Raw genomic sequence first — 14,683 nt, forward strand, 5'->3', positions numbered from 1 at the left:
GTGAACTCGCCTTTCTGCCGCGACCGATGCTGACACCCCCGGTTCGTTTACAACAGCTAACTGATAGCCTGAGACCGGTGCCGGACGAGAGCGACACCACTACCGTCTGACGCATCTCGAAAACGACCTGCCCGGGCCTCACTGATAACCATAACGGCCGTTTGAACTTTATTAAGTCATCACGCTTTAATATTAGGGATTTAATTGGTCTGCTGGGATTGATTTTGGAATCGGAAGCCAGCCGCGCTGGGGATGCCAGCGCTGGCCAGACGTGGGGACGAAGCCGAATCGGGAGTCGATTGAATACCGCGTTCGTGTTCGTGGTGATCGCGTGCATGGTGGCTGCACCGGTCGCGGCGACCCCGGTCGCTGCCGGATCGAACGCACCAGACGCGGCACTCTCCGTCGACGCGGAACCGGTCGCGAGCGAACGAGGCGGGGTAGCCGACCGCACTCCGCCTGGAACGCCAGGAGAGAACGCGACGACACACGCGGTAACGCTCGTCTCGGGTCAGATTGTGACGGTCGTCGAATCGAACGGCACCACCCGCTACCGGGTGCAGGGGGACGAACCGATGCAGAAGATCCGGACCGGCCACGGCACGTACGTGTTCCCGGTCGGGACTGACTTCGACACGTTCGACCGGTCGCTGTTCAACGTCGACCTCCTCATCGAACAGGGATACACCGACGCGAACACGACGACGGTCCCGGTCATCGTCACGAAGACCCAGGGTCGCGTGACGCCCGGAGAGACGACTGACGGCGAGAGCGTCCTGACGTCGGCGACCGGCGCCGAACTGACCTCGACGCTCCCCTCGATCGGTGGCGAGGCAGGATACGTTCGAAAGACCACCGCCGCGTCGACGTTCGAGGACCTGGCGAGCACGAACGACGTGAAGCAGGTGTCGCTCGACGTGAAGTACACGGTCGCGGTCGACGAAGCGGCGTCGATCGTCGACGCCGAGCGTGCGCGACGCAAGTACGACGTCAGCGGCGACGGCGTTCGGGTTGCCGTCATCGACTCCGGTATCGACGAGGACCACCCCGATCTCGACGAGGGCTCTGTCATCAACAGCCAGGACTTCACGGGGCACGGATCGACCGACGACCGCATCGGTCACGGAACGCACGTCGCCGGCATCCTCGCCGGCGACGGTGACGCGAGTAACGGAGAGTATCGAGGGGTCGCGCCGAACGCGTCGCTCCTCGACGCACGCGTCTTCTACGACGGCGGCGCGAAGACGTCGACCATCATCGCGGCGATGGACTGGTCGGTCGCCAACGACGCGGACGTCCTCAGCATGAGTCTCGGTGGGACAGCCGAGGACCTCCGGTCGAACGACCCGTATCACGACGCCGTCGAGCACGCGGTCGCGAACAACGCCACCGTCGTGGTCTCAGCCGGGAACGAGTTCCATTACGCCACGGTCGGTAGCCCCGGCGTCATCGAGGACGCCATCACGGTCGGGTCGACGGATAAGAACGGGAAAATCAGCGAGTTCTCGTCGCGCGGCCCGACCCCGGTCGGGTGGTACGTCAAACCCGACCTCGTCGCGCCCGGCTCCGGCGTGATGAGCGCCGCGTCGCATGATGCGGGGTACGACTCGGACTACGTCTCGAAGAGCGGGACGAGCATGGCGACGCCCGTCGTCTCCGGCGTCGCAGCGCTCCTTCTGGAAGCGAACCCGGATTGGGAGCCCGCTCGGGTGAAGAACACGCTCATCGCGAGCGCCGACCCCCTCGGCGGTGCTGACGTCTACTCGCAGGGCGCTGGTCGCGTGAACGCCACGGAAGCGCTCGCCGGCGACGTCGTCGTCACGCCCGGGACGACCGACTTCGGCGTGCGAACGTCGACCGGCACCACGAACCGGACGATCACGGTCACGAACCACGGGAGCGAATCGACGGAACTCGACGTCTCCGCGACCGCAGCAGCTATCGACGACGGGGACGCTGCACCGGTCTCGCTGAATACCTCGACGCTGACGCTCGGTCCGGGCGAGTCTACGCAGGTCGCGCTGTCGGTGACCATCGACGAGTCCGTCGACAACGGTGCGTACTCCGGTCGAATCTCGGTGGATGGGGGCGAGCACACCGCTATCTTCGGGTTCGTTCGCGGTACGCAGGTCCAGATTACGAAGCGCGGATTCGACGGGTCGGACGTCAGCGACGACTCCGTCTTCGTGTACTCGAACCAGTCGTCGATCCTCGACACGAAGAGCGTCGTCCAGCTCGAGAACGGTTCCGCGAACGTGACGGTCGTCGACCCGGGCCGGTACAACGTTCAGACGACCGGGCTCGTCGAGGGCACCGGACAGCCGGTCGTCATGACCAAGGAGGTGACGCTCCCCGGCGATGCCAGCGTCGTCCTGGACGAGGAGAACACGGTCACGGTCGACTTGGAACACCAGCCGCTCGTGAATCGGAGCGGGCCGCTCGACAACCGTAGCATCGCGATCGCGTTCACGAACCCAACGGAGAGGATTCCGTACGGGGGCTCGATTAGGACGCAAGCAGCGTCGACGGACGCGATCCGCGTTCACCCGGACGGCGACCTCGAACTCAGCGTCCAGCATCTCCTCGTGCCGACGAACGAACAGGAGAGACCGCACTCGCTGGACGCCGACGCCGTCTACCATCTCGCGCATCGTCTGAACGGCGTGACCGAGCCGACGACGCTCGACGTGAACGTGAGCGAGCTCGGCGTCAAGGAGATGCGGTACTATCGGGCGACGCCGGATCAGACGTACTTCGCGACGATCCAGAGCGAGTACGGGTGGAGTAGCCTCTACTCGCTCGGACTGCTCGAAGATCGGCGACAGCAAGACATCTACGTCTCCCCGGCGCTGAAATCGCACAGCGTCGGCGCGCGTTCCCTGGACGACTCGTGGGTGGCCACGGTCGACTGGGAGGCGGGCGTTCCGAGCGCTGGCGAGCGCGTGTATCGCTCCGTTAACGAGCACCCGTATCGGAGTCACATCCGGCACAACGTCGTCGGTGGGAACCTGAAGGTGACCGCGCACACGATGCGGACGCAGAGCTTCCCGTCGGCCGCGTACGAGGACGGGACCGCCGACTCGATCGAGCTCGTGGTGGACGGGACGGTCGCGCAGGCCGCGCAGGCGACGACCGACCGGTTCGTGCTGAGCGAGTCGATCGGAGCGAACGAGCCCTATCGCGTCAGGCTGGTCGCGAAGAACGACGAGCAATCGCTCTCGACGCGCATCGTGAGTGGCGTCGTGGCGAAGAACCGGACGGACGGCGACTCGAACGCGCCCTACATCGGCTCGAACGGGTTCTATAACGCGTCACTGAACGGGACCGTTCCGAACGGGAACGTCACCGCCGGTGTTTCGGCGTACGAGTCCACGAACGGCCAGAACGTCACGTCGGTCCGGGTGTTCGTCGCGAACGAGTCGGTGTCGACGGATCCGTTCGCGGCGGACGGCTCGATCGATAATGCGGGTTCGTGGACGGAGTTCGATGCGATTGCGTCATCGACGTCCATCGACCGCTTCCGCGGGGACGTCCGGAACTATACCGGCGCGCTCCACTTCGCGACCCGCGTCGAGAACGAAGCCGGGGACGTTGCGTACACGACCGTGTTCAACGCGACGCGTGTGGTCGACACACCACCGACCCCGTGGGTGTCGGTGAACCGGTCGGAGGAGACGCACATCGTCTCGAACGTCAGCACGACGGTCGCGTTCGACGCGAGTACGTCGACTGACAACCACGGGATCGTCGAGTACGCGTGGAACGTCTCCGGCGAGACGTTCACCGGCCCACGGTTGAACTACACGTTCGAGACACTCGGCCTGCACGACGTCACGCTGAAGGTGACGGACACGAACGGCCAAACGTCGACGCTCGAGACGACGGTCGATGTCGTGGACCGCGTTGAGCCGACGGTTTCGCTGCTCGTGAACGGAAGCCCGGAGCAGGACGGGTCCACGACGATCGCGGTGAACGAATCGATCGCGCTGAACGCGTCCGGCTCGGCGGACAACGTCGGTATCACCGGCTACGAGTGGACGTTCCCTGATGGATCGACGGTGACGTCGCCGTCGACGACCGTCGCCTGGTCCTCGCCCGGGACGCGAACGGTCCAGCTGAACGTGTCGGACGAGTCCGGGAACGTCGCGACGCGAACGCTCGACGTTTCGGTCGAGGACGGCGAACCGCCGACCGCGGCGCTCGCCGTGAACGAGTCGAGCGTCGAGGTCGGCGTCGATGCGATCCTGCTCGACGCGTCGAACGCGACCGACGACTCCGGCGTCGCGGCGTACCGCTGGGACGTCGATGGTGACGGGACGTTCGACCACGAGACGACCGATGCGACGTTCGTCTCCACGATCAACGACACCGGGAGCGTCCCGGTCGCGGTCGAAGTCGTCGACGCGTACGAGAACGCGGCGACAGCGACGGTCGCTGTCGAGAGTACGGATACGACCGCACCGACGGCCGAGGTCACGGCGTCGCAGACGTCGATCGTCGCTGGCGGTTCGGTGTCCTTCGACGCGTCCGCGAGTGCGGACAACGACGCAATCGCGAAGTACGCCTGGGACCTCGATGGCGACGGGTCCGTCGACACACGGACGACCTCGCCGACCGTCTCGCGGACGTTCGACTCGCCGGGCGAGTACACGGTGAACGTCGACGTCTACGACCGCTCCGGCCACCGCGACAACGAGACGGTCGCGGTCGCCGTCGACGAGGAATCCGGCGGCGGTGGCGGTGGCGGCGGTGGCGGCGGTGGTGGCGGTGGCGGCGGCGGTGGTGGCGGTGCAGGCGAAGATCAGACCGTCGGTATCGTCTCGGTGGACGTCAGCACCACGGATCTGACGACCGACGAGACGATGACCGTCACGGTCACCTACGAGAACGAGTACGCGACGTCGAAGACCATGACGCCGACGCTTTCGATCGGTTCGACCGTGGTCGCTGAGCGCCCGGTGACGGTCACCGCTAACTCGAAGCGCACTACCACGTTCGAGCATTCGTTCGATGAACCCGGGACGTACGCGGTCAGCGTCGACGGGAAGCGTGGCGCGTTCGTCTCGGTCACCGAACCGACCGATGGCGACGGCGATGCCACGACGACGGCCGATAGTGGGGACGACGAGTCTCCGGGTGACGGGACGACGACCGCTCGCACGACGACCGCTCGCAAAACGACCGAAGACGGGAGTGACGGCGGCGAGACGACCACGGTCGATACCACGGCTGACGGGGCGACGACCGCAAGGACGAGCGACGACGCGGCGACGACGGCCGCGTCGACCGCATCCGACGGCTCCGGAGCGGGTGGGTCACCCGGATTCGGTGTCGTGGTCGCGCTCCTCGCGTTGACGTTCGCCGCGGCGAGGCTCCGTCACACTGCGGACTGAGGCTCTCTTCTTCTCCCCGTTCTCACGCGTTGGTCTCGAGCGTGCCGTCGCGGTCGCGCCATTCGGTGAGCGAGCCCTCGAAGAAGTCGACGTGCTCGTAGCCGAGTGCGCGGAGGACGACGTACGTGTGGCTGATGCGGCGGGCGGTGTTGCAGTAGAGGACGACGCGCTTCTCGGGCGTGATGCCGTGTGATTCCAGGGCGTCGCGGAGGGCGGTTTCGGGGAGGAGACCGCGGGTCTCGTCGTCGACGAGCGCCTTCCAGTCGAGGTTGACGGCGCCGGGAAGGTGGCCCTCGTCGTACTCCCGGTCGTCGCGGGTGTCGACGAATACGACGTCCCCGTCCGCGTTGCTGGTATCGGCCGCGGCGGTGGTATCGGCCGCGGCGCTGGCGTCGTCGAGGAGTGCCTGGACGGTGTCGGCGTCGATGAGCGGGCGGTCGTCGGGGACCGTCGCGTCGTAGTCGCTCTCGTCGACGTCGGGCGCGTCGGTCGTCGTCGGGTGCTCGCGGTTGTACGCGGCGTAGTCGCCGTCGAGGAGGGCGACGTCGCGGTGGCCGTACATGAGGGCGGTGACGAGGAATCGGGCGGCGAAGACGCCGTGGGTGTCGTCGTAGGCGACGAGGACGTCGTCGCGGTCGACGCCGGCCTCGCGCATGACTGCCGCCCAGTCGTCGGCGCCGGGGAGCATCCCGACGTCGGCGTCGTCGTCGCTCCGGAACGAGTCGAAGGGGACGTTCACCGCACCGGGAACGTGTCCGATGCCGTCGTACTCCCAGGCGTCGCGGACGTCGACGACGGCGACGTCGGGGTCAGTGGCGTGTGCGGCGAGCCAGTCCGCGTCGACCGTCCACGGGACGCGCCGGTCGTCGCTCGCTGCGCGGTCGTCGGTCATGCGCGGTCGTTCGCGGTCGGGTCCGTTAGGCGCTCGGGTTCCCGTCTCGAACGCGCCCGCTCCGAGATACCGGCAACACTGGCTGCTTCGTCTCTATAGAGAACGTTCCCCGTACGTATCGCGCATCCGGCCGCCCTCTGGACTCCCGCCCCGAACCACGCGACTGCACGCTCGTGATGGCGTCGTACCCACTCACAGACAACCAGCAAGAACAGCCGCTACGTTCCACGAGGGGAGACGCCTGCCGGGGTGGGACTCGATATATACCGGGCGCGCTATATACGAGTTGCATGACCGATTACGCAAACGACGTGCTCGTCACCGCCGACTGGGTCGAGGACAACCTCGACGCGTTCCAGGACGACGACAGCGACCACCGACTCGTGGAGGTCGACGTCGACACCGAAGCGTACGACGAGGGCCACGCCCCCGGCGCCATCGGGTTCAACTGGGAGACACAGCTCCAGGACCAGCAGACCCGCGACATCCTCACCAAGGACGACTTCGAGGACCTCCTCGGGAGTCACGGAATCGGCGAGGACGACACCGTCGTCCTCTACGGCGACAACTCGAACTGGTTCGCGGCGTACGCGTACTGGCAGTTCAAGTACTACGGCCACGACGACGTCCGCCTGCTCGACGGCGGCCGCGACTACTGGCTCGAACACGACTACCCGCTCACCGAGGACGCCCCCGAGTTCAGCGAGACCACCTACACGGCGAGCGGCCCGCGCGAGAGCATCCGCGCGTACCGCGACGACGTCGAGAACGCCATCGAGCGCGAGATTCCGCTCGTGGACGTTCGCTCGCCCGAGGAGTTCAGCGGCGAGATTCTCGCACCCCCGGGCCTCCAAGAGACCGCGCAGCGCGGCGGCCACATCCCCGGCGCCCAGAACATCTCGTGGGCCGCAGTGACGAACGACGACGGCACGTTCAAGAGCTACGACGAGATCGAGGCGCTCTACGCCGAGAAGGGCATCGACGGCGACTCGACGACCGTCGCGTACTGCCGCATCGGCGAGCGCTCGTCGGTCGCGTGGTTCGCGCTCCACGAACTCCTCGGCTACGACGACGCCATCAACTACGACGGCTCGTGGACCGAGTGGGGGAACCTCGTCGGCGCACCCGTCGAGACGGGCAGCGGCGAGTAACTGGCGCTCGATTCCGTCGAGACCGGCAGCGGCGAGCAGACGAGCGGTCGATTCCGCCGAACTCGTTTTCCGAGGCTCGTGAGCGACTCGGTCGACCGGCGTCAGGTCCAGGGCAGCCCTTCGTCGTCGGGTTGAAGGACGTACCCGATGACGAACGCGGGGACGCCGACGAACGCGCCCATGAACGACCCGACGAGCGCCAGCACCAGTCGGCCGGTGATCGACTGGTCGGTCGGGAGGAGGAGGAAGAAGACGAACGGGAGGGCGACGACGGCGGCGGCGGTCACGTACAGCGAGTCCGCGAGCGCGTCGATGCCGGTGTCCTGACGGGCGACGACGACGCCGCCGGTGACGATGCCGACGAGGCCGACGAGCACCAGCGGAATCCAGAGCTCGATCACCTCGGCGGTGAGGAGCATGAGCGTGCCCGTGGTGACGAGGCCGACGACGACGGTGATGAGGACGGCCCCGATGCGTGCGATGGACTGCAGGAGGTTGCGGCCGGTCCCTCCGTCCTCGCGTCCCGCGGTGTCGCCGGTCGTCGCGCTCGCTCCGCCGGTCGTCCCGTAGTCGCTCACCGACGCCGGCGTCGGGTCCGCGCCCGTCGCCGCGTCGTCTGTCGCCGTCGACTCGGTCGTCGACGCCGCGGAATCGTCGTCCGGCGACCAGCCGTCGGTGTGCCCGGCGTCGCCCGGGCCGCCGTCGTCCCAGCCGCTCGCGTGCTCGGTGACGGCCTGGTCGCTGTCCCCCCAGTCGGCGTCGTCCTCGAGGTCGGCCTGGTCGGTGCCGCCCCAGTCGCCCACACCGCCTGTCTGGTCCGTCGTCGCACTGCCGCCGGTGAACTCGGATGCGTCGATGGGGGCGTCGAAGTCGGCGTCGCAGTGCATGCAGTACGTGCTCGTCGCCCCGACGGCCTCGCCGCACTCCGGACACACCGGGTCCGATGGCTGTGTCACGACTTCACACGCGGCCGCGGGGAGCAAAACCGTTTCGCCAGCACGCTGGTGTGCCCGAGCGAGCGCGAGCGGTTCAGACGCGGTCGGGGGCAAGCCAGTACCCGAGGAGCGCGACGGGAACGGCGACGAGGAGGCCGATCGCGCCGAAGCTGATGCCGAAGATGAGGCCGACTACGACCGAGTCGTCGGTGTCGCCGAGGAGACCGAACGTGACCGGGACCACGACGAGTCCGGCCGCGTCGAGGTACAGTGACCTGGCGAGAGCGCCGCGACCGGTCGGGAACCGCCACACGTGCACGACGAGGACAGCGGTGCCGGCGAGCGCGAGGAGGGCGAGTGGCAGCCAGATGCTCATTCGCTGTGCGAACGCGATGGTGACCGTGACCGTCGCTGCGAGCCCCAGCAGCACAGTCAGTACCAGGCTGAGGACGCGCGCGACCCCGTCGAGGGGATGGTCGCCGTCGTAGCCGTCGCCCGTGGTCCCGTACTCGTCGACGCTCTCCGGCGTCGCGCTCGACGTCGTCCGGTCGGCGGTCGCTGCCCCACGAGCGCCGTCTTCCTCGGCGGGAGCCGCCGGGGCGTCGAAATCGGTCTCGCAGTGCATGCAGTACGTGCTCGTCGACCCGACGCCCGCACCGCATTCTGGACAGACCGGGTCCGAAGACGGCGTCACGTCCCCGTCGGAGTGCGCACGACACAAAAACCTTGCATACCCGCCGCTACGCTCGGCATCCTTACTCGGAATCGAGTTCCGGCTCGACGGCCGCGACCAGTACGCATATCTCGCGTCCGCGAGAACGTCCGGGTATGAGCTACGACGGCCCGACCCAGCTGTACGTGGACGGCGAGTGGACCGACGCCGCGAGCGGCGAGACGAACGAGACCGTCGACCCGGCGACAGAGGAGGTGTACGCGACCGTCGCGCACGCCGGGCCCGAGGACGTCGACGCGGCCGTCGCGGCCGCCGACCGCGCCGCGGCACGCGATAGCGAGTGGCGTCGCATGGGGCCCAGCGAGCGCGGGCAGAAGCTCCGCGCGTTCGCGGACGCCCTCGAGGAGATGAAAGATGAGATCACGCTCGTCGAGAGCCACGACAACGGCAAGACGCCGTTCGAGGCCGGCATCGACGTCGGGATGGTCATCGACACGTTCCGGTACTACGCCGGCTGGACCGACAAGATAACCGGGTCGACGATCCCCGTGGACGGCCCGCGCCTGAACTACACGCGCCGCGAGCCCCTCGGCGTGACCGCGCACATCAGCCCGTGGAACTACCCGTTCCAGCTCGCCGGGCGCTCCCTGGCGCCGGCGCTGGCCGCGGGGAACACGGTCGTCCTGAAGCCCAGCAGCGTCACGCCGCTGTCGGCGCTGTACTACGGGAAGGCCGCCGAGGCGGCGGGCCTCCCCGACGGCGTCCTGAACGTCGTCCCCGGCCCCGGCAGCGACGCTGGCGGGCACCTGGCGAGCCACGAGGACGTCGAGCACGTCGCGTTCACGGGGTCGACGGAGATCGGGAAGCACGTCATGGACTCCGCGAGCGAGCACGTCACGGGCGTCACGCTCGAACTCGGCGGGAAGGGTCCGCACCTCGTGTTCCCGGACGCCGACCTGGAGGCCACCGCGAAGGGCGTCCGGAACGGTATCTTCATGAACTGCGGGCAGATGTGCTGGGCGGGCTCGCGCCTCGTCGTCCACGAGGACGTCCACGACGAACTCGTCGACGCACTCGTGGCGATGGTCGAGGACTATCCCCTGGGGTCGGGCATCGACGACGACGCCCGCATGGGGCCGGCGGTCTCGAAGTCCCACCAGCAGGACGTCCTCGACTACATCGAGCAGGGCAAGGACGCGGGAGCGACCGTCGCCGTCGGCGGCGGTGAACCCGACGACAAGGACAGCGGGTACTTCGTCGAGCCGACGATCTTCACGGACGTCACGAACGACATGGCCATCGCCCGCGAGGAGATCTTCGGGCCCGTGCTCTCGGTCATCGAGGTCGAAGACGAGGAGGAGGCCCTCGAGGTGGCGAACGACTCGCCGTACGGCCTGATGTCCGGTATCTGGACGAACGACATCAAGCGCGGGCACCGGCTCGCGGAGGGCCTGGAGTACGGGATGGTCTCCATCAACGAGTACCCCGTGACGTTCCCGCAGACGCCGTTCGGCGGGTACAAGGAGTCCGGCTACGGTCGCGAGCAGGGCGAGCAGGCCATCGAGGAGTACACGCAGGTCAAGAACGTCAACGTCAACCTGTACTGACTCCCCAGCAGCACGTCCGTTCCTCCGCGTTCCGCTCCGTCAGCGACGGCTCCGGCGGTCGGGGTCGCTGGTCGATGGCGTGGGTGAGAGGGCGGCGCCGCCGGTGCAGGCGACGATGGCGACGGGCGTGACGACGCCGGCGAGGTACGTGGTGTCGCCGAGCAGGACGCTCCCAGCAGGGGCGAGCCGGTCGAGGAGGGCGAGGAGGACGAGCCAGCGTGCGAGCAGCGGCAGGACGGCGTAGGCGTACGTGCCGGGGTGGCCGAGGGCGTCGGTGGCGCGGCCGTCGCCGACCGCGTACCCGACGACGAGGCCGCCGGCGAGGGTGGCGACGCCGACCGCGAGCATCGCCCCGACCGTGGCGGCGGTACTCGTCGCGGTCGACGCGGCGACGGTGGGGCCGACGACGGCTCCGAGGGCGGCGAGCCCGGGGACGACGGCGGCTTCGACGGCGACGCCCGCGAGCAGTGCGGCGTACGTCGGACTCCCGGGGGTTCCGGCGACGAAGTCGCGGACGGCGCGGGCGGCGAGGCGCGTCACGCCTCGTGGAAGGGGCCGTGGGATGGTGTACGTTCGGGGCGACCGCTCTAGTCTGTCCCGTCGACGTGTGGGGTGGTAGCACGCCGTGGCGACACTTGCCGTAACTGCTGGTTATAGATTCGTAGAGATATATTACTTCGAAACATGAACGAGGACGCCGACGACGACGCCGCCACAGGCACCGGAACCGGCGGCACACGCCCCAGCGGCGACCCCCGCCGCGGCACGCGGTTCGGCACGCGAGCCGTCCACGCGGACGGCCCCGCCGACCCGACCACCGGCGCACGCGCACCACCCATCCACCAGACGACGAGCTACGCGTTCCCCGACGCCGACACCGCCGCGGACCTGTACGCACTCGAACGTCAGGGCCACATCTACTCGCGCATCTCCAACCCCACGACCGAACGCCTCGAGGACGCCGTCGCGAGCCTCCACGACGCGCCAGCCGCGGTCGCCACCGCCTCCGGCATGGCCGCGCTCGACGCGCTCACGCTCGTCCTCGCCGAGGCCGGCGACACCGTCGTCTGCTCGAACGACACGTACGGCGGCACCACCGCGTACCTCGCACACACCGCCGCACGCCGCGGCATCGACGTCGAGTTCGTCGACACGCTCGACGTCGACGCCTACCGCGACGCCGTCGACGACGACACCGCGTACGTCCACGTCGAGACCATCGGGAACCCCAGCCTCGTCACGCCCGACTTCGACGCCGTCGCCGACGTCGCCCACGACGCCGGCGTCCCGCTCGTCGTCGACAACACGTTCGCCACGCCCGCGCTCTGCCGCCCCGGCGAACACGGGGCGGACGTCGTCTGGGAGTCCACGACGAAGTGGCTGCACGGCTCCGGGACGACCGTCGGCGGCGTCGTCGTCGACACCGGGAACTTCGACTGGCGAGCGCACGACTACCCCGAGATAGCCGGCCCGAACCCCGCGTACCCCGACACCGACTTCGGCGAGTACGCGCCCGACGCCCCGCTCGCAGCAGCTGTCAGGTTCCGCTCGCTGCGGTCGCTCGGCGACCAACAGAGCCCCTTCGACGCCTGGCAGACCATCCAGGGCCTCCAGACGCTCGAACTCCGGATGGACAGGCACTGCGAGAACGCGCGGATCGTCGCGGAGTACCTCGCCGACCACGACGACGTCGCGTGGGTCACCCACCCCGGCCTCGACTCCCACCCGACGCACGGGCACGCGAGCGAGTACCTCGACGGCGGCTACGGCGGCATGATCGCGTTCGGGCTCGACGGCCCGACCGACGGTGGCGACGGCGAGGGCGACGCCGCCGGCAGCAAGAGTGACGCCGCCGGTGGCGAGGGCGACGCCCGCGGCGGCTACGTCGCCGGGAAGCGTTTCTGCGAGCGCGTCGACCTCGCCTCCTTCCTCGCGAACATCGGCGACGCGAAGACGCTCGTCATCCACCCGGCGAGCACCACGCACGCCCAGCTCTCGCCCGCCGAGCAGGCGGACGCGGGCGTCACGCCCGACCTCGTCCGCCTCTCGGTCGGCATCGAGGACCCCGCGGACCTGCTCGCGGACGTCGAGGCCGCCATCGCGAGCGCGACGAGCGACGACGCGGCGACCGCGACCGACGGCGGCGACCCGACCGCCACCGCCGACCCCGCCGGCGGCGACCGGGGTGATGGGGCGTGACGACCGAGACGGTGACGCTCGACTCGTTCGAGTTCCAGTGCGGGGAGACCGTCCCCGAGCTGACGCTCGCGTACGAGACGTACGGCGAGTTCACCGGCGGGAACGCCGTCCTGGTGACGCACGCGCTCACCGGGAGCGCGCACGTCGCCCGGCGTCGCGGTCGCGACGGCTGGCAGCGCGGCGGGCGCGACGGGGGCGATGACGCCGACGCGAGCGGGGACGACGCCGACGGGAGCGCGAGCGCCCCCGACACCGCCGGGCAGGCGCGAGCGTGGTGGGGCGACGTCGTCGGCCCCGGGAAGGCCGTCGACACGACCGAGTACTTCGTCGTGTGCGTGAACGCGCCCGGCTCGTGCTACGGGAGCGACGGGCCGGCGACCGAGAAACCCGCGGCGGCGAGGACCGACGGGGACCGCGAGGGCGTCACCGGCTCCGACGACGAAAGCGGTGCGGTCGAACGCTGGGCGACCGAGTTCCCGCCCGTCACCGTCGGCGACTGGACGCGCACGCAGCGCGCGGTGCTGGACGAACTCGGCGTCGGCCGCCTGCACGCGGTCGTCGGCGGGAGCGTCGGCGGCATGAACGCCCTGGACTGGGCGAAACGCTACCCGGACGACGTCGACCGCGTCGGCGCGGTCGCCACCGCCCCGCGACTCGACGCGCAGGGCCTCGCCGTGGAGGCGGTCGCGCGCCGAGCGATCACGACCGACCCGGCGTGGAACGGCGGCGACTACTACCGGGCCGACGAGAAACCGGACGACGGCCTCGCGCTGGCGCGCCAGCTCGGGCACCTCCAGTACCTCTCGAAGGCATCGATGGACGACCGGTTCGGGCGCCGCGCCGCCGGGCGGAACGACGCCCGCGACCGGTTCCCGAGCGACCCCGCCGGCGACTTCTTCCCCTACCGCGAGGTCGAGTCCTACCTCGACTACAACGCGGACTCGTTCACCGAGCGCTTCGACGCGAACAGCTACCTCTACCTCACGCGAGCGATGGACGACTACGACCTCGCCGCCGGCTACGAGGACGACGCCGCCGCGCTCGCCGCCTTCCAGGGGGAGCTGCTCGCGATGTCGTTCACGGGCGACTGGCACTTCACCGTCGAGCAGGCCGAGGGCCTCGCGGCGAGCGCGCGCGACGCCGACGTCCCGGTCGCGCACCATGTCGTCGACTCCGACCACGGTCACGACGCGTTCCTCGTCGAACCCGAGCACGTCGGTCCGCCGCTCCGGGACTTCCTCAGCGACGGCGTCGCCGGCCGCGCCGTCTCCGACACCGAGAACGACGACGGCGGCGACGACCGGCACGCGCCCGTTCACACGAGCCTGTTCTCCTGACTCGACGGCACGGCACCACCTCGCGGTCGCGCGACGGGGACCCGCCGCGCTCTTGGGGCTTCCCGTCGTACCTCGTCGCATGACCGAGAGCGATCTCGTCGTCGCGTTCCAGCGCGCCGCCGATGGCGAGCCCGACGCACCGCCGGTGAGCGAGCTGCTCGCGGACCTGCAGGCGGCGACCGAGCGCGGCGTCGAGGCCGTCGAAGCGGTGCACGACCACGCCGCGGACGACGCAGCGGGCCTCGACCCGGAAGCGGACCCGGACGCGTACGTCGAGGTCGTCGAGACCGTCGAGGACGTCGGGTACCTCGTCGACCGCGTGAACGACCAGGTCGCGCTCGTGAGCGACCTCGTCGCCGCGCACGCCACCGAGGACGACGCAGTCGTCGCCGAGCGCGTCGTCGACTTCGTCGAGGCCGGCGAGGGGATGCTGCTGCCGAGCGAGCGCGCGGAACGCTATCGGGACGCCGTCGTCGACGACACCTGATACTCGCGG

The 14,683-nt window shown here is 69.2% G+C and carries 10 protein-coding genes; 6 read left to right on the plus strand and 4 right to left on the minus strand.

The window, feature by feature from the left end; all coding sequences use genetic code 11:
- The first annotated feature begins 335 nt into the window (after positions 1-335).
- Entirely contained in the window at positions 336-5,393 is a 5,058-nt protein-coding gene (locus SM754_RS19105; protein WP_323677755.1) for a S8 family serine peptidase, read from the plus strand.
- A 22-nt stretch (positions 5,394-5,415) separates the two neighbouring features.
- Here SM754_RS19105 and SM754_RS19110 read toward each other — a convergent pair whose 3' ends face one another.
- The gene (locus SM754_RS19110; RefSeq protein WP_323677756.1) at positions 5,416-6,285 is read right to left on the minus strand and encodes a sulfurtransferase; all 870 of its coding nucleotides are present in this window, start codon (positions 6,283-6,285) and stop codon (positions 5,416-5,418) included.
- A 290-nt stretch (positions 6,286-6,575) separates the two neighbouring features.
- Here SM754_RS19110 and SM754_RS19115 point away from each other — a divergent pair, with 290 nt between their 5' ends.
- Entirely contained in the window at positions 6,576-7,436 is an 861-nt protein-coding gene (locus SM754_RS19115; protein ID WP_323677757.1) for a sulfurtransferase, read from the plus strand.
- Between the two features lie 101 nt (positions 7,437-7,537).
- On the opposite strand, the gene SM754_RS19120 is transcribed toward SM754_RS19115, so the two are convergent.
- Complete coding sequence (locus tag SM754_RS19120) at positions 7,538-8,392, minus strand: hypothetical protein (RefSeq protein WP_323677758.1); 855 nt, start codon at positions 8,390-8,392, stop codon at positions 7,538-7,540.
- Positions 8,393-8,465: 73 nt separating this feature from the next.
- A complete protein-coding gene (locus SM754_RS19125) occupies positions 8,466-9,065 on the minus strand; it encodes a hypothetical protein (RefSeq protein ID WP_323677759.1) in 600 nt (199 codons plus the stop codon).
- 134 nt (positions 9,066-9,199) lie between these two features.
- On the opposite strand from SM754_RS19125, the gene SM754_RS19130 reads away from it, so the two are divergent.
- Positions 9,200-10,651 (plus strand): aldehyde dehydrogenase family protein, encoded by a 1,452-nt coding sequence (locus SM754_RS19130; protein ID WP_323677760.1) that lies wholly within the window; start codon positions 9,200-9,202, stop codon positions 10,649-10,651.
- Positions 10,652-10,690: 39 nt separating this feature from the next.
- Here SM754_RS19130 and SM754_RS19135 read toward each other — a convergent pair whose 3' ends face one another.
- A complete protein-coding gene (locus SM754_RS19135; protein ID WP_323677761.1) occupies positions 10,691-11,191 on the minus strand; it encodes a hypothetical protein in 501 nt (166 codons plus the stop codon).
- A gap of 144 nt (positions 11,192-11,335) precedes the next feature.
- On the opposite strand from SM754_RS19135, the gene SM754_RS19140 reads away from it, so the two are divergent.
- From SM754_RS19140 to SM754_RS19150, 3 genes are all read left to right on the plus strand, one after another.
- Positions 11,336-12,850: an O-acetylhomoserine aminocarboxypropyltransferase/cysteine synthase family protein gene (locus SM754_RS19140; protein ID WP_323677762.1), complete on the plus strand. Its 1,515-nt coding sequence runs from the start codon at positions 11,336-11,338 to the stop codon at positions 12,848-12,850.
- Complete coding sequence (metX, locus tag SM754_RS19145) at positions 12,847-14,187, plus strand: homoserine O-acetyltransferase MetX (protein WP_323677763.1); 1,341 nt, start codon at positions 12,847-12,849, stop codon at positions 14,185-14,187. Before SM754_RS19140 ends, metX begins: the two co-directional genes overlap by 4 nt.
- Before the next feature lie 79 nt (positions 14,188-14,266).
- Positions 14,267-14,674, plus strand: a complete 408-nt coding sequence (locus SM754_RS19150; protein ID WP_323677764.1) for a hypothetical protein — start codon at positions 14,267-14,269, stop codon at positions 14,672-14,674.
- Positions 14,675-14,683: the final 9 nt, after the last annotated feature.

Source organism: Halorubellus amylolyticus, assembly GCF_034808145.1.
Taxonomy (GTDB): domain Archaea; phylum Halobacteriota; class Halobacteria; order Halobacteriales; family Natrialbaceae; genus Halorubellus.